Source organism: Bacteroides sp. HPS0048, assembly GCF_964240755.1.
GTDB lineage: Bacteria > Bacteroidota > Bacteroidia > Bacteroidales > Bacteroidaceae > Bacteroides > Bacteroides nordii.
On the sequence record NZ_CAXSVC010000006.1, the window covers coordinates 159,820 to 177,644 of the forward strand.

9 protein-coding genes and 1 pseudogene are annotated in these 17,825 nt (G+C 39.2%); 8 read left to right on the plus strand and 2 right to left on the minus strand.

Annotated features, from left to right (window positions below; translation table 11 throughout):
- Positions 1-127: 127 nt before the first annotated feature.
- Positions 128-565, plus strand: coding sequence for a DUF6078 family protein (locus ACESQI_RS07240; RefSeq protein ID WP_002562115.1), 438 nt, complete (start codon positions 128-130; stop codon positions 563-565).
- 384 nt (positions 566-949) lie between these two features.
- Here ACESQI_RS07240 and ACESQI_RS07245 read toward each other — a convergent pair.
- Positions 950-4,103 (minus strand): annotated as a pseudogene (locus ACESQI_RS07245) (ATP-binding protein).
- A 235-nt stretch (positions 4,104-4,338) separates the two neighbouring features.
- On the opposite strand from ACESQI_RS07245, the gene ACESQI_RS07250 reads away from it, so the two are divergent.
- The 4 genes from ACESQI_RS07250 to ACESQI_RS07265 all read left to right on the plus strand — a co-directional run bounded on the left by ACESQI_RS07250 (position 4,339) and on the right by ACESQI_RS07265 (position 10,301).
- Positions 4,339-5,958: an RluA family pseudouridine synthase gene (locus ACESQI_RS07250; RefSeq protein WP_373125619.1), complete on the plus strand. Its 1,620-nt coding sequence runs from the start codon at positions 4,339-4,341 to the stop codon at positions 5,956-5,958.
- A gap of 62 nt (positions 5,959-6,020) precedes the next feature.
- Positions 6,021-6,920 carry a GNAT family N-acetyltransferase gene (locus ACESQI_RS07255; RefSeq protein ID WP_373125620.1) on the plus strand — a complete coding sequence of 300 codons (900 nt, stop codon included), beginning with the start codon at positions 6,021-6,023 and terminating at the stop codon, positions 6,918-6,920.
- A gap of 205 nt (positions 6,921-7,125) precedes the next feature.
- Positions 7,126-9,984, plus strand: coding sequence for a hypothetical protein (locus tag ACESQI_RS07260; RefSeq protein WP_373125622.1), 2,859 nt, complete (start codon positions 7,126-7,128; stop codon positions 9,982-9,984).
- Between the two features lie 110 nt (positions 9,985-10,094).
- Positions 10,095-10,301 carry a hypothetical protein gene (locus tag ACESQI_RS07265; protein WP_044166180.1) on the plus strand — a complete coding sequence of 69 codons (207 nt, stop codon included), beginning with the start codon at positions 10,095-10,097 and terminating at the stop codon, positions 10,299-10,301.
- Here the strand turns inward: ACESQI_RS07265 and ACESQI_RS07270 are convergent, their stop codons facing one another.
- A complete protein-coding gene (locus ACESQI_RS07270; protein ID WP_373125624.1) occupies positions 10,302-11,456 on the minus strand; it encodes an HD domain-containing protein in 1,155 nt (384 codons plus the stop codon). It abuts the gene before it with no gap.
- A gap of 600 nt (positions 11,457-12,056) precedes the next feature.
- On the opposite strand from ACESQI_RS07270, the gene ACESQI_RS07275 reads away from it, so the two are divergent.
- From ACESQI_RS07275 to ACESQI_RS07285, 3 genes are all read left to right on the plus strand, one after another.
- The gene (locus ACESQI_RS07275; RefSeq protein ID WP_025867889.1) at positions 12,057-14,636 is read left to right on the plus strand and encodes an McrB family protein; all 2,580 of its coding nucleotides are present in this window, start codon (positions 12,057-12,059) and stop codon (positions 14,634-14,636) included.
- Positions 14,637-14,639: 3 nt separating this feature from the next.
- Positions 14,640-15,923: an McrC family protein gene (locus tag ACESQI_RS07280; RefSeq protein WP_025867888.1), complete on the plus strand. Its 1,284-nt coding sequence runs from the start codon at positions 14,640-14,642 to the stop codon at positions 15,921-15,923.
- Between the two features lie 137 nt (positions 15,924-16,060).
- Positions 16,061-17,806, plus strand: a complete 1,746-nt coding sequence (locus ACESQI_RS07285) for an SWIM zinc finger domain-containing protein (protein ID WP_373125626.1) — start codon at positions 16,061-16,063, stop codon at positions 17,804-17,806.
- The last annotated feature ends 19 nt before the right edge of the window (positions 17,807-17,825 follow it).

Sequence of the window (17,825 nt, forward strand, 5' to 3'; positions counted from 1 at the left end):
TGTTCTTTATAATACCGTCCTATTGTTTTATTCACAATGATTCTCTGTCAGTCCTTTGTAGTTATAGAACTTTTGAGTACCTTTGTTAAGAAAGTCACTCAAATAAATTTACCTATCAAGAATATATATGAAAACCAATTTTGATTACAACTCAGTGCCTGACAACTTTACCCATTGCCTCAATAAGCAATGCTCACATGCAGCAGACTGTCTGCGCCATCAAGTAGCGCTCCATATTCCGTCTGAACGGGATACTATCAACATCGTGAATCCGGTATATGCCGCTGCTAACGGTGGAGAAAACTGTTCTTTTTTTAAGGTGGACCAGCTATTACGCTACGCATCAGGTATCATGCATTTACTGGATAAAATTCCGCATAGCGATGCAATTGTCATCAAACAGCAGATGCTTGAACACTTCGGACGAAATGCTTATTACCGCTTCAGACGCAAAGAACAGCTTATCACTCCTTCCGAACAAAAATACATCCGGCAGTTATTCCGCAAAAAAGGGATAACGGATGAACCCATATACGATGAATACGTAGAACGATATGAATGGTAAAACGAAGTTTATTCTCAACCTATATGAAACTATTTTCTCAACGTATTGAAACAGAATGAAACACTTTAGAAGTCCCTTAATGATATCTATTCATTGACAGTAGGAAAGGTAACCTTGAGAGAGCCCGGAAAATATAGCAAGCCAACGCAAGTACAACCAGACAGAATAAACAGATTCAGCCAATCATGAAACAGAAGAGAAAAGGGGATTCATGACTGGAGAAACCAAAGGAATCGGCCGGACTATTATAATAGCATCCTGTATTACAAAAAGTTACCATACGGGATAAAAAAATAAAGCGACAGGACAAAAAGCTGGAGTGACCTCTTATCAAACTGATATAACATGTTTCTTATGTTTTGAAGTGATCAACAGAACTCTCTGTTACAATAGTACAATTCTTTTCTGCATTATATCTTTTTATCTGTGCGCGTAACTGACGGGCATTTATCGGTTTGGGCATATATCCGTCGAAACCACTTTCCATCACACGTTGTTCATCCGAAGCATATGCAAATGCAGTAATAGCAATGATAGGCACTTTGGCCGAATATTTACGAATCTCCTGTGCAGCTTCATAGCCATCCATCACAGGCATATTGATATCCATCAGTATGATTTGCGGATCTTCTTTTCTAAACAAATCCACCGCCTCTTGTCCGTCCCAAGCATGAATCAACTGATAGTCATTCTTCAGAATCGATTCAAAAAGTTTGTAATTACTATCATTATCTTCGGCAATCAGGATAGACAGTTTATCCTTTTCCACAGATATGGGCTGGTATTCTTTCTTTTCGCTTAGTTCTTCCTGCCCCGCAGGCTTATAGGGCAATGTAAACCAGAAAGTAGACCCATTACCTTCTTCCGATTCAACACCAATACAACCTCCCATATGATTTACCAATGTCTGGCAGATAGACAACCCCAGTCCTGTTCCCTGTGCAAAATTATTCAGCTTCACGAAACGCCCGAAAATACTCTCCTGCTTATCTTTGGGAATACCACATCCTGTATCGGACACATAGAAGTATAACTCTTTCCCCTGCAATTCATAGCCAAAGCGAACGCTCCCTTCCGATGTGAATTTTATCGCATTTGTTATCAGATTGATTAGCAATTGTGAAAGCCTGTTTTTCTCTATATGAACAGGGCATATATCCAATGACGGTACAAACTCCAGACGAACGGCATCCGACTTTAGCTTCAGCTGCAATACACTCTCCAGCTCCTTCATCACACTATTCAGTTCTACATTAGAATAATGAAACTCTAATGTTCCTGCTTCTATCTTCGACAAATCCAGAATATCACTGATAAGCTGTAGCAACAGCTCATTATTATTCTCAATAATGCTGACATACTCTTGCTTTTCCTGTTCTTCTTCCGTAGAAGCCAGTATTCCCGAAAAACCTACAATTGCATTCAGCGGAGTACGGATTTCATGGCTCATATTGGCAAGGAAAGCAGATTTCAGGCGATTGGACTCTTCGGCACGATCTTTCGCAGTAGTCAGTTCCAACTCCATCTTCTTACGATTGGTGATGACTTGTGAAGAACCGATCAGTGTGACCGGATTTCCTTCTTCATCACGTTCCTGCACGGCTGCCTGTGCCTCCACCCAATCTATCTTGTGCACATGGTTTTCTACATTTACCACCCTATACTCCTCTTTCACTTTATCCGATTTACCTTCTATCAGATCGTGATATGCCTGTTCTACCCTCTTACGGTCCTTTTTATATATCTTTGAGAAATATTGTGAGTCGGGTACTGCCAACTGCTCTTCAGCCACATCACCTCCCACTGTACTCAATTCTATCGGCCTGTTGATATCACATAGAATAGTTTTACTTATCAAATCCCACTTCCAGGGAACAATATTCGCCACATCAAGTGCCATCGCCAACTTATTGTTTGTAGTGCTCAACTTCTGCTGTGCTTTATGCAAATCCGTACTATCCATGCAAAACACATCAATTATCCCGGAAGTACGGGTCCCTTTCAGCACCACATCATAAAATGTATCGATCTTCTTAAAATAATAAGGGAATGTAATTGCCCTGTTCTCAGCCAGTGCCTTCTGAGTAAAATGTAAAAACTCGGGGAGCGATTCCGGAAACAGTTCACTTGCCTTCTTACCAACCGCATCTTCCCTGCGAAAGAAGTTATTTTCAAAATGAGAATTTACATTCCGATATATCATATCAACCGGGATACCAGCCTTATTCAACACCAGTTCTTCCTGCATATAGAGTATAGGCATATTATTTACCAAATTCTTATAATCGGCCATTGTATCTATTTCTTTTTGCTGAATCTCCCTGAGCCTTTTTAATGTACGGATACGGAATGTAAAAAACAAAACAAGCATAAGAATACAAAATGAAGCACCCAGAATGAAGTAATGGTATTGCTCCCAAAAAGTAAGTGGTTTATTCAGAAAGCGTGTGTTTTCGGGACACAAAGAAGGCGATATATCCTTTCGCAGTAAGGCTTTGTAATTAATAACCGGCATACCATCTGCAGAACGGTAAAAAGGAATATCACGCGGTTGTCTGCCCTCAAGCACTTCTGACAAAATACGTATAAGCTCTTTATCATAACACTCCCAGTCATGTACATAACCACCAACCATTCCTCCATCAGTAGTAACACCAACAGTATTAAGAACAAACAAAGGAGCAGACACTGTAGTGATCACTTTATAGGCATTTGTAACAAGCGAAGTATTACCTGCAAATGTGCGTTTATAATACCATGAAGAAAACAATATTCCAGTAGTTTTTGCATCAACGCGATACAACGAATCAATTAACAGATTTATAGGCAGTATCTGAGGAGATAAATATTCATACTCAACATGAGGATATTTCTTTCTTATAATCTCTCTGACTTCAGCCTCATTGGTCACATTAATAAAACGTTCATCTCCTATAAAAATAAACTTTTTCATATCAGGAGTCATTTGAGATATCAGCTCCACATTTTTTTTTATATACAAATCCGAATACAAAAGCACTAAATTATACGGATCTGCCAACTCAGTCATGGGGATACGTTCCGCCTGTGGAATTACTTCCTTATGAAGATAATATTCGTCGGGGCCTGTATAATCTTTTTCAGCACAAAGCACCATCGGGATATCTCCCCACACCCTTTTAAAATCCTCTTTCAGCAATAAAGCAGGATCACCCAACAACAGTAGCAGACGCGGAGGATAAGCACCATATCTTTCAAAAAGCGCCGATTTGAATTCTTCCAGATCAGCCGCATCATCGTCTATCAGCATCATATTCATATGCTCGGTATAAACAGCCAATTGAGGATCTTCTGCCACAAAGCGGGTGATTGTCGAAATCATACGACTACTCCAGGAGGTTGCTTCAGTGTATGCATTGATAACAAGAATATAACCTTTCTGGTAAGTTGTATCGTTCTGAGCAACTACTAAATTTACAGATAACAGGCATAAAAAAAGAAAAAAACATCGTTTGATTACGACCACGGGAAAAGATTTAATACAAGAAATGAGACTCATAAGAAATTAATATATCAGTTTGCCAGCTTATGCAACGGCAAAATTATCAAAAAAGAAATGAATGATGCAATATTCTTCCAACAAAAACATCCTACAATATACATTTTATTAATAATAAACACCGATCCAAACTAATATGCAAAGTTTACCGTATTTTATTCGCTGATATTTGCAATACTGCTTAAATAGAATTTATTTTGCAAAGCGTTAGAACAACCCGGAAACCCCAAAACATATGCTGCATCCTTTCATTCATAAAGTTACCCACTTGCCCCTGCCGGAACAATTTACGTATCCGTTTCATTATACGCCACATCCTCTCTGCCTGATAGCCACAGAAGAAGTACAGGACTATATCAAAACCCAAAAACAATGGGAACAGGAGTTGCAGCAAGGAAAGATGTTCGGGGTATTAGTGGTACAAGCCCCTAATGGTGAGATAGGCTATCTGGTAGCTTTTTCCGGAAACCTTGCCGGCAAAAACCTGCACTCCTATTTCGTACCTCCTGTATATGATTTACTCCAACCCGACGGATTTTTCAGAATAGAAGAAGAGAAAATCTCTGCCATCAACATTCAGATCAGGCAGTTGCAGGAAGATAGTTCTTACCTGGCACTCAAACAGAAACTGACCGAAGAAAACATTCTGAACCGGCAAGCTATAACTCAGGCTAAGGCAGCTTTGAAAGTAGCCAAAGAAGCACGTGAACTTCGTCGCGCCAATCACCCCAATGAGGCAGAACAAGCAGCTATGATACGCGAAAGCCAGCATCAGAAAGCAGAGTTCAAACGACTGGAAAAGTATTGGAAAGATCGCATTACTGCCCTACAAAAGGAAACAGATGATTATACAGCAAAAATAGAAGCTCTCAAAAACGAGCGCAAAATACGATCGGCAGCCTTGCAACAAAAGCTTTTTGAACAATTCAAAATGCTGAATGCCAACGGAGAAATAAAGGATCTATGTACCATCTTCAAGCAAACCGTACAAAAAACACCTCCCGCCGGTGCCGGCGAATGTGCTGCTCCCAAACTATTACAATATGCCTATCTGCACCAACTCAAACCCATTGCCATGGCCGAATTCTGGTGGGGTAACTCTCCAAAAGCAGAGATACGCCACCATGGTTACTACTATCCTGCCTGCAAAGGAAAGTGTGAACCTATTCTGAAACACATGTTACAAGGTCTGGATGTAGAGCCCAATCCATTATCGAACGATCTTCACAAGAAGATAACACTCGAAGTTCTTTTTGAAGATGAGCAGTTGCTTGTTGTCAATAAACCCGCCGGCATGCTTTCCGTACCCGGAAAGGGAGAAATAAATTCTGTCTATCAACACCTGAGAACCCAATATCCTGATGCTACAGGCCCAATGATCGTACATCGTCTGGATATGGCTACTTCGGGAGTACTGCTTATTGCCAAAACCAAAGAAACACATCAGAATCTGCAGGCACAGTTCAAGAATCGTACAGTAAAGAAGCGTTATATTGCTTTACTGGACGGAATCATCGCACCGGATGAAGGCGTTCTGAATCTTCCAATCTGTCCGGATCCTCTCGACAGACCCCGGCAGATAGTAAATAAAGAGTATGGTAAAACCGCCATCACTAAATATCAGGTTCTCGAACGTAATGAATCTCAAACACGTATAGCTTTCTATCCACTCACCGGACGGACACATCAATTACGTGTTCATGCCGCCCACCCGCTTGGTCTTAACTGCCCTATTACGGGAGACGAGCTCTATGGAAAGCAAGCAGACCGGCTTTATCTGCATGCCGAATACCTGGAGTTTGTACATCCGGTTTCCGGAGAGATCATTCGTATTGAAAGAAAAGCGGATTTCTAACATTTTCTGATCTGGCAGGAAACCTCTATATTTATACCACATATTTATAAACGAAAACAATCATGATAAATCAAGCTAATACACAAGAATACGATGTCCTCCTCCAAATATGGGAAAGAGCAGTCCGAAGTTCTCACCACTTTCTATCCGAAGAAGATATACGGTTTTATAAGCCCTTAGTACGCCATGAATATTTTCCGGCGGTACAACTTTACACAATCCGTAATCATTCCGGACAGATAACCGCTTTCATGGGATTGAGTGACAACCTCATCGAAATGTTGTTTGTAGATCCTGATGAACAGGGACATGGATATGGCAAACAATTAATAGAATTTGCAATACGCCAAAAACAGATAGATAAAGTAGATGTAAACGAGCAGAACGGGCAGGCACTCCGATTCTATCAGAACAGAGGGTTTGAAATCATCAGCCGGGACGATCTGGACAGTATGGGAAAACCATTCCCGATTCTGCATATGCAACTGAAAAACATCCGGTTGAGAAAAGCAGAACCCGAGGACATCCCTACCATGCATGCTACGTTTGAACAAAGTGTTCTCAACACCTGTTCGCAGCACTACACCGCTCCGCAAATCCGTGCATGGATTGAAAGAGCAACCCCGGAGCGCTGGCGGGAACTACTTCAAAGTGATTTACATTTCATACTCGCCGAAGAGACGAAACACTTCCGTACAGTTGGTTTCACTTCTATCAATGCTAACGGCTATCTGCACAGCATGTTTGTTCACCCGCAATTCCAGCATCAAGGCATAGCTTCTCTCCTTTTATGCCAGGCAGAAGAGTATGCCCGTCTCCATCAAGCAGTGTCTATCCACTCAGAAGTCAGTATTACCGCTCACCCTTTCTTTGAAAAGCAGGGATATACGACAGAAAAAGAGCAGATAGTATCTATAGGCGATGTTAAAATGACTAATTTTGTGATGTATAAGAGTTTGTAAGTTTGTGGGTTTGTAAGTTTGTGAGTTTGTAAGTTTGTGAGTTTGTGAGTTTGTGAGTTTGTGGGTTTGTGGGTTTGTAAGTTTGTAAGTTTGTGGGTTCATAAGTCACAATATGAGAGTATACAACTAAAAAACTCATAAACTAAAGAACTAAAAAACTTATTTTTTATAGTTTTGTGTCCTGATAACCCAATAAAGACTTTAAATGTCAAAATTAAAATACCTGCCTCTTCTCTTTGTCTGCCTGCTGGTCTCATCCGGTTTGCATGCCCAATTCATGAACTATGGTTCAGATCCTGCCCGGTTCAAATGGAATATAGTCCGGTTACCTCATTACAACCTGGTTTATCCACAAGGAACAGACTCCATGGCCTACCGCTATGCCCTCTACCTGGAAAATGCTTATCCGCACATACAAAAAACAATCGGAAAACCCATAAAGGCTAAGTTTCCCGTTATCCTGCACCCTGCCAATATGATATCCAACGGCATGGTATCGTGGGCTCCCCGCCGTATGGAGCTCATCACTACTCCATCTTCTGATTTAGGTATTCAAAGGTGGGATAAACATCTGGTATTACACGAATCCCGGCACGTATTCCAGACAGGAAAAGTAATGCGTGGCATTTTCAAGCCATTCTATTATCTGATAGGCGAACAGGCTGCGGGAGTTGCTGCATTCTTCCTGCCCGTGTGGTTTCTCGAAGGTGATGCCGTAGGTACAGAAACAGCCATGTCCAACGGAGGCAGAGGACGATTGCCCGAATTCAATATGGCTTACCGGGCACAAATGCTGGGAGGAGACAAATTCTACTCTTTTGATAAATGGCTGTTAGGTTCATACAAAAACTATACCGGTACATATTATGCATTGGGATATGATATGACTTCCTATGCCCGTCAGCGTTATGGAAGTGATATTTGGGATAAAAGCACCACCCGGTATACCGGTAATATACTTTTTGAAGGCTCATTCAAACACTATACGGGAAGTAGTTTTAAACGACTCTATCACGACACATTCGACTTTTTGAGGGAGGGATGGGAAAAACAGGATACAGCTGTCATTGTTCCGGCATATCTATCGCCCGACAATAAAACCTACACATCCTACAGGTATCCTTTGGCTATCAATGACTCTGTTGTGATAGCTGTCAAATCGGGACTGAAAGATATTAATTCTTTAGTAGCCATCAGCAATGGAAAAGAAAAACGGTTGAGCTATATAGGCAGTATCAACAGCCTGTTAGATTTCCACAACAATCGTATCTACTGGACAGAAATAGTTCCGGGTATCCGCTGGACCCATGAAAACTATTCCGTACTGAAATACTACGATCTGGATAAAGACCGGATAAAAACGGTTGCTCCCCGCCAACGTTACCTCGCCCCTTCTATTGACAAAAACGGACAGATAGCCGCAGTTTCGCGAAGCACAATTGCCGGAAAGAATCAGCTTGTATTAGTCAATCTGGAAAATGGAAAAGAACTCCGGTCTTTTGACGTTCCGGAGAATGCATTCATCAAAGAACTGACTTTCGGAGCGGATGACAAGATTACTGCAATAGCCGTTACAGATACAGGAATCACTCTGTTTCAATTTGATCCTTCCTCCGGTATGTGGAAAGAACTACTACAAACCACCTCTGTCAATGTCACTTCACCAATCTGGAAGGACGGAAAAATCTATTTTGAATCGGGCGCCAACGGCACCAACAATATATATTGCTTTAACCCGGCAGATAATCAGGTATATCGCCTGACTAATGCACGATTCGGGGCATTCGATCCCTCATTTTCCAGATCGGACCATCGCTTATTCTTTGCCGACTATCAGGCAAATGGGTACCGGATTGCTTCACTACCTGCAGACAGCCTGTTGTTTGAAAAGACCGATTTCGGGAAACCCGCTTCTATGCCTTTCACAGAGACACTGGCCGCACAAGAACAATTCAACCTTGACTCTGCACGCCTGGAGGCCGTCGATTTTCAACCGGAGCGTTATCGGAAAGGAGTACATACATTCAAAATCCATAGTTGGGCCCCATTCTATTATGATGTGGCAGAAGCGATGAATACCAGTGCTTCGGATCTCAGCACAATTGTTAAGCCCGGGGCTACAATCATGTCTCAGAATACGCTGAATACTGCCATCATGCAGGCAGGTTGGTACTATCACAAAGGGTATCATCACGGAAAATTATCTTTTACCTATCAAGGATGGTTCCCGGTCATCGACCTTGCTGCCGATTATGGCGACAAGGCTTTTAATATGGCCTGGAAAAAGAATGAAAAAGGACAGACTGTAACCCAAGGATATTATACCAACCGCAATCTGCTGGAAGCTGAAGCTCGTGTCTATCTCCCCTTTAATCTGACACGAAATCAACGGATCAGAGGTATACAACCAGCATTCACTTACTATTTCACCAATAATAAGTACCAGGAATACAGTACGCAGAAGTTTCGTAACTTTCAATACATCCTGCCGGAAGTCCTGTTCTATAATTACAGGCGAAAGGCCCAGCGGGATATTCTCCCCCGGAACGGTTACCAGCTCCGGTTACAATACCTGATGACGCCCTTCAATACAGAAAATTATGGAAGTCTGTATGCTGCCCGGCTTACTACTTACTGGCCCGGCATTGTACGCAACCATGGCTTAATGCTCCGCTTCGGCTATCAGTATCAAGATCTGGACAACAAAGCATTGTATCTTCCCAAACACTTATTGGAAAAGCCACGCGGATATAATTTTCAATATCAAACCCAGCAACAATGGGCTTTCAAAGCTGATTATGCTCTTCCTCTCCTGTCACCGGATCTAAGTATCGGGCCATTGATTTATATCCGCCGGTTACGTGCTAACCTCTTCTACGATCTGTCACGCAATCAAGCCAATCGTAAGAGCGCATGGACTACACAAAGTTCTTACGGAGCCGATTTCATATTCGACTGGAATGTATTGCGCATGAGCTATCCACTCACTACCGGAGTACGATTGATTAAACCGATTGATTATGGAAACTTCCAGGCAGAAATGTTGTTTTCAGTCACTTTCTAACGGATATTCTTTGAAAGAGTAAGTTCAGAATCTACTTAAAGAAAATTAATGAAGCAATCCTGCAAAGATTAATCACCTATCTTTGCAGGCGTAAACCATAGGATAGCAGAATGAGAAAATTACTTTGTCCCCAGTGTAAAATCGCTGGTATGTATGTTAAAAATGAACAGGGCGAACGCCTGTTAGTATATATTACCCAAGAAGGAACAGTGGTTCCCAAAGATGCAGAAGCTTCGACAGAAGGATTTGATATGACAGAAATATACTGTCTGGGATGTTCCTGGCACGGTTCTCCCAATCGTCTGACTAAATTTTAATCACTTTCTCTTAGCTATAACTCTACAAGGTAAACCGGTCATCTCTGCAAAATTCATAGGATATGTATTGGCTATAAATTCAGCAGACTTCTCATCACCAACCAATAACTGTCCCAAATGGCAGAGATTTTCTATGATAAAAACGCCCTTATCAGCACAATACTGATCTTTAGGCGTATGCTCTTTCCCTCTTCTCACACCGGCAAAATCAATTCCTATTATAGAAATATGTCTGTCCAACAGCTTCTCTATCAGTTCATCCGACAATTGCGGATGTTCTGAGAAATAGGCTTTACTACCATAACTTTCCCTTTCAATATATCCGCTATAAAAAGAAACAAACATATCAGGCTTCACTTTAGAAAGATCAATATCCTGCACCTCTATGTCTCTGCCGGATATGGAACTCACATCAAAAACAATAGCTTTTCGTTCTGTATAGTTCAATGGGAATTCTTTATTCATCACATCAAAATGAGTGCCTAAATGTCCCGTGAAAGCCTTGTTCTCATTTCCCTGTGCATCTTTTATCATCTTCGGGGTGACTTTCAGTGTCAAATCAACCCATCTGTTATTGCTGCCTCCCCCTTGTTCGGATACACTTTCAATCTTTCGAACCGAATCATTATAGAGCTCCTGTTTCAACCGTCTCAAATAAGGAGAAAACGCTACATTCTCTGCTCCATACTCCAAGTTGGCAGTATATTCCAAAGGAATCCAGGTAGAAATATCAGCTTCATTGTGTTGAATGATAGCTTCCATTTTATCCAAAGCTTTGTATATCTTCGCCTCCAGCGTTGCAAGTTCTCCCATCTCCCGAAATAACGGCAATAGTTTATCCCGATAAAAAGGAGGTAGAGTCTGAAACAACTCCTCAATCTTACGGTCTTCAACCTCTTCATCTTTCTGCGTTTTATAGAAAGCAGGAATGTCTCCTGTGATAGCCTCACCTAAATCATGAAGAATACACATCTGAATCACTTTATTCATATCAGCCTCAGGAAATTCATCCTGTACAAAATATGCCAGTAAAGTGAGTCGCCAACTATGCTCAGCTACGCTCTCATGGCGATAGGTTGATGTCCACGAATGGCGTGTATTACACTTTAGTCTCTCGGCAATAGCCATAAAGTTGATAAGTTCTCTGGGCTCCATACGCATTTCTGTCTTTAGAAGGAGCAAAAGTAACGTTTTTATGAGGTACAACAATAATTACTCCTATAAAATCACTTTTTTTATACTTCCTATTGAACAAAAAAAATCCCTTTGCGTTTATATTATGCAAATCAGCCTGAAGCTCTTTATGCATATGTGAATATCCATATCGCAGCATTCGCATGCCTCCCCGGCATAGACAGGTAAGATTGCATAGTAGTTTTGTCGTGTTTTATTTTGTGTTTGTGTTGTGACGGTGCTGCGATGTGAATCGGGGTACCGTTTTTTTATATGCACTTTCTATGAAAACTTTAAAAACGACTCATTACTTTTGTTCATATTATTAATGTTATCAGCCAAAAGCACTATGTACTTTGAAATATTTATCTCCGGAATATCCACAGATTCTTTGTAAATAACGGCTAAAATAATTAACTTTGTCAGACATTCTGAAAATATAAAATACTTCCATTACAATATGCAAGGAAGAATCAGAAGTTAGTTTAAACTAATTCGAAATTTATAACAACGAACTTCACGAAGCCCGCGACATTCTCTTACCTAAGTTAATGAACGGTCAAATCGAAATATAAGAAAAACATGGATATAGATAAAAAAAATTTCATAGAGAACATTGAAAGACTAAGGGAATACTCTATTCAGATAAAAGAGCTTTCTGACAACAATGACGCATTGGTTGATTACTTAAATAATCTTCCTTCAGACGTTAAGCAAAAAAATTTCGAGCAATATCAAAATGGAAATGGTCCTATCCTTACAATCCGCAAGGAGATATCGCAAATTGTAAAAGATAGAACTATCAGTAAAGCAGAAATAGAAGCTATAATCAATGCTGAAAAGGATAAAGCTCCCGACAAATTTAAGATGTATCCCAGTTGGTATAGCATATTATATATATTAATACTCGCGGATGCAGACTATAAGATGAATATTCCCGTCCATAATATAATTAACATTACAATCGATTCACTCGGTGCTAATGGTAAAATCGTTGCAAAAGATTTTGATTTCCGAGGTGCCCGGAATACCGGTAGTACCCGCTGTTGGATAGCTTTCATAAACCAAACACACAAAAGCCAAACAACAGCTAAACAACTATTTCTGGATATATATGATGGTAATGTAGAATTTTGTTTTTATAATCGCCCGTTAGACGAAAAAAAAGACAAAAACATAGTTAAACGTGGTATACCTTTTGACGTAGATACCTACTTCTCCATATTCAACCAATATTTACCGGAGATTTTGAAAGATGAATGGATTGAAAAAGCTTCTTATTGGAGAATTGGTACAAAAGACGGTGATACCAGTTATTGGGAAGAAATGAAATCTGAAAAAAAGATTTGTATTGGCTGGCCGGAAATAGGAGATCTGAAGAGTGCCGGAGTAAAGAGTAAAAATGATATTATAAGCTTACTCGATGAGAATGGATATTATAACTCTGAAAGTCAAGTAAGAAGCAGAAAAGCCGGAGAAATATTTAACTTCTATTCAAAAATCCACATAGGAGATATTGTACTGGTACAAGACGGTTATTCTGTATTAGGTATTGCACAGGTTGAAGATGATTATCAATATAATACGGATGCTGATTTTCCACATCAAAAAACGGTGAAATGGTTGAGTATCCAACCAGAATTGTCTAATAAGATCGGAAAAATGACAGCCGTATACCAAATTACGGACAAAGATAAAATTAAGGAAATAGAAGATGTGATATCACTTGGTAAGAATGGTCCTGAAATTGAGTTAACTCAAAATATAGATACTAACATGAAAATAAACAATCTATCAAATCCTCTTAATCAAATCTTATATGGCCCTCCTGGCACAGGAAAGACATATCATACGATTAACAAAGCCATTTCAATCATAGATGGACTTACAGAGGAGGAACTTGAAAGCAGATTTTCCAAAAGAGATAAATTAAAGGAACGCTTTAACGAACTGCTTATCGATGATTGGACGAATCCACAGGGGCAAATCGCTTTTGTCACTTTCCATCAAAGTATGTGTTATGAAGATTTTATCGAAGGGATAAAGCCGTATACAAACAATGAAAAACAAGTAGCTTATGATGTCGAAGCAGGAATCTTTAAAAAATTAGCAGAAGTAGCACGTAACAATTGGTCAGAAGCCCACACTCCCGTAAATGATACTATCTCTTTTAATGACGCATTTGAGATGTTACAAGAGGAATGGGAAAATAATCATCAATTACTTTTTCCTTTAAAACAAAAAGGAAAGGATTACACCATTTTAAATTTTACTTCAAATTCTATTCACTTTAAAAAAGCAAGTGGAGGCACAAGCCATACTTTAAATATATCTACTCTCAAGGATTATTTTTATGGAACTCGTCCCATTCAATCTGAAGGCTTAGGCAAATATTATCAGTCTTTACTTAATAAACTTAAAAGCTATCAATTAGACGAATCATCGGATCAACCGACAAAGGGTGCAAATAAAAAGGTAAAGCCTTACATTCTTATTATTGACGAGATAAACCGTGGTAATGTATCTCAAATCTTTGGTGAATTGATCACACTCATTGAAGAGGATAAGCGTCTGGGAAAAGAAGAGGTTCTGGAAACCATCTTACCGTATAGTAAAGATAGATTCGGCGTACCACCTAATCTTTATATCATTGGTACAATGAATACTGCCGACCGTAGTGTAGAAGCTCTCGACACAGCACTACGCCGTCGATTTTGCTTTCAGGAAATACCCCCCAAACCGGAATTACTGGAAAATACAATTCAAATAGACGAAGAAGAATTCTCGCTAAAGGATATATTGAAGAAAATAAACGAACGTATTGAACTTCTACTTGACAAAGATCATTTGATAGGCCACAGTTATTTTATGAAAGTAGATAGTCTTGAGAAATTACAAGCTGTATTCCATCAGAATATATTACCTTTATTACAAGAATATTTCTTCGGAGACCATGGAAAAATTGGCCTTATAGTAGGTAAAGGCTTTATAGAATCAATAAAAAGTCCGAGTAACATCAGCAAAATATTCGCCGATTTTGATTACGACAACGACGTTTCAAGTTTTACCAACAGGGCTATTTGCAAAATAAAAGACTGTTCTGCAACAAAGATGGGTAAAGATGAGTTCAAGAAAGCAATCCTGCAACTTCTGAATAAATAAACTATGTTAGGGGCTAACGGACATATCAGTGTATTCGAACACCAAGTCATTCGATTAGGTGAAGAATTTACCTATGGGAATAAGACTATCATTTTTGATAAATATAAGCTACAGTCCTTCCAACAACATTATGGCGACCAAGGAGTCCCTTATTTTTCACTTGTACATAATGGTATCCGGTTTAATGAATATGTAGGAGTAATACAAGTAGGTGATACTGTAGTTGAAGTACTACCTAAGGCTGACCATATAAATTTCGGAAGAGAAGAAAAAAAACAATGGCGTGATATGCTGATCAGCATGTTGTTAACGATAGGTCCTTTTGATGTACAAACTCCTGGAAACAGTCTGCTGCAAATAAAGCCCAATAGCCTACTCAGTCTCTACTTTGAACTCTTTATAAATGAAGTAGAATATCTATTGCGTAATGGATTGGCAAAAAAGTATCATCCGAAAGAAGGGAATGTTACCACATTAAAAGGAAGCCTGAAGTTCAGTCAACACATCCGAGAAAACCTAACTCATCAAGAGCGTTTTTATGTCCGCTACGTATCTTACGATACCGAGCATAAGTTACACTGTATACTTTATAAAACAATTCGTCTACTGAAAATCATTAATACTGATCCGGCTCTACAAAGTCGTATTGGAACTCTACTGCTGAACTTTCCGGAAATGCCCGACATACAGGTTACAGATGAAATATTCGCAAGAATAAATTATGACCGAAAAACTTTTTCTTATAGAAATGCAATTAACATAGCCCGCCTGCTCTTGCTGTGTTATCATCCGGACATCCGAGGAGGACACAATGATGTATTAGCATTGATGTTTGATATGAATCTGCTTTGGGAAGAATTCGTATATATTAGTCTCCGAAAACATTGTCAGCCAGGTGAAACAGTAAAAAAACAAGTACGAAAGAATTTTTGGAAACATGCATTAGGACACATAACTTCCATAAGACCGGATATTGTGGTAAACATCGGAGAAGATTTTTGCGTGGTATTGGATACGAAATGGAAAAATATCAATGGAAATAATCCATCAACCGATGATCTCAGACAAATGTATGTTTACCACGAATATTTCAATGCCCAACACGTGGCTCTTGTATATCCCGGAGATGAAACCGAACCGATAGAAGGTGCTTATATGCATACCAGTAATAATGGTATGGAAACAACTCGTAAATGCCATATATTCACCCTTTCTATAAAAAACGATATACAAGAATGGCAAAAAAGTATATATAACGAAATTAAGAACAAATTCAATCATTTTTAATCTGTAATGGTAAAAGTGTATATTCGGAAATAATATGAATACTGATATTTCACAGTCAATACAGGCTTTCTTCTATCTGATATTTTTGAACATAATAACAGAGCGGTACGCTCTCAACTTAAAAAAACAGAATTATTATGATGACACTATCCAATTTTGAGAACTTTGTACCTCCACATATATGGATGCGAGGAGAGGAATATTTTGAAAGTGGTGCAGTTACCGAACTGGAAGAGACAGAACCGGGTGAATGGATTGCGCAAGTAGAAGGAACGAAGGATTATGAAGTAGAGGTTTCTATAGAAGGCAAAGAAATTGTATATTGGGATTGTGATTGTCCATATGATGGTGATATTTGCAAGCATGTAGTAGCCGTAATATTAGCAATTCGTGAAAACAAATCCAAAGAAAAACGTTTCCTGTCTGCTAAAGAAGTAAAGATCATGGAGAAACAAAAGAAAATGTCGAAAGACACTAACGTAAAAGACATATTATCTTTCGTTTCACCGAAGCAATTATCTAACTTCATATTGGAATATGCTTCCGGACATCCTGAATGCAAACAGGCGTTAATAGAAAAATTTCTCCCTGCACGGAACACAACGAATAAAACAAGTCTGGATTACCGGATAGAAATACAACAATGTTTCAACGCACCTTATAGAGAAACCGAAGACAGATACGGAAGATATCACGGACCAGAGACTGATTGGAACAAAGTGTCCTGTTACCTGGACGGTTATCTGAAAAAAGCAGAATTGCTATGTGAACGACATAATTTTGCGGATGCTGCTTCAATTGCTTTACAGATTTTACAATCTATTGGTGAAAACTATATAGAACAAGAATTACTGTATCATGACGGAATGGCTATTATTAATTTCTGTGACAGTTCAGGAAAAATACTAATGAATATAATCAAACACTCTGATGTATCCGCTACATTAAAAAAAGAAATTCTGAAGGAAGTCAGACTAATAGAAAAATTATCAGCTTACAGGGAGTATGACATTTATGATATAGAACAATTACTGGAACTGATAACATTAGAGACACAAACGAAAGAGGAGGCTTTATCATATGTGAATCAATTAATTGAAGAAAGAAAAGACAGTTGGGAACTTTATAAACTAATTGAGCGTAAAGTCGATATTTTACGTGCACTGCATCGTGAAGAAGAAGCACAAGCCATCATAAAGTTTTATCTCTACCTACCGGAAATCAGGAAACAGGAAGTAGAACGCTACATTGAAAACCAACAATATGATGAAGCGATAAAAACACTGAATGAGGGAATACAAATAGCGCAAAAGAAAGGAGAACTGGGAACGATAAAAGAATGGCTGGAATATAAACTGTCGATTTACGAGCAGACAGAAAATATTCCAGACCTTATAGATGCATGTAAAGAGCTGTTTATATTAGAAAACGGCGATCTTACCTATTATCGCAAACTGAAAAAGTACGTGGCAAAAGAAAAATGGAAAACATTTTTAAATGCAATGATGAAGCAAACGAAATTCATCAAATATTATTTGGGTGGACAATGTAATGAAGCAGATATCTACGCAGAAGAAGAAGATTATGAAAGTCTGCTAAATTTGTTGTCCGACACATCCCACAGATCAATAGAGGCATTGCTCCATTATGCCCACCATCTGACAGAAATCTACTCCGATGAAATTTTGCTGCTTCTCCATAAAAGTATCTGCAAATATGCAGAAGAGAATGTAGGCAGAAACCATTATGAATACATTGCCCGAATTCTGAAAGAAACGAAAAAACTGAAAGGTGGTAAAGCGCTGGTACAGGAGATTGTTGAAGAATTCAGAGTTACCTATAAACGACGCCCAAGTATGATGGAAGTTTTAAGAAACTTCTGAGAAGGAATTTGTCTATCTC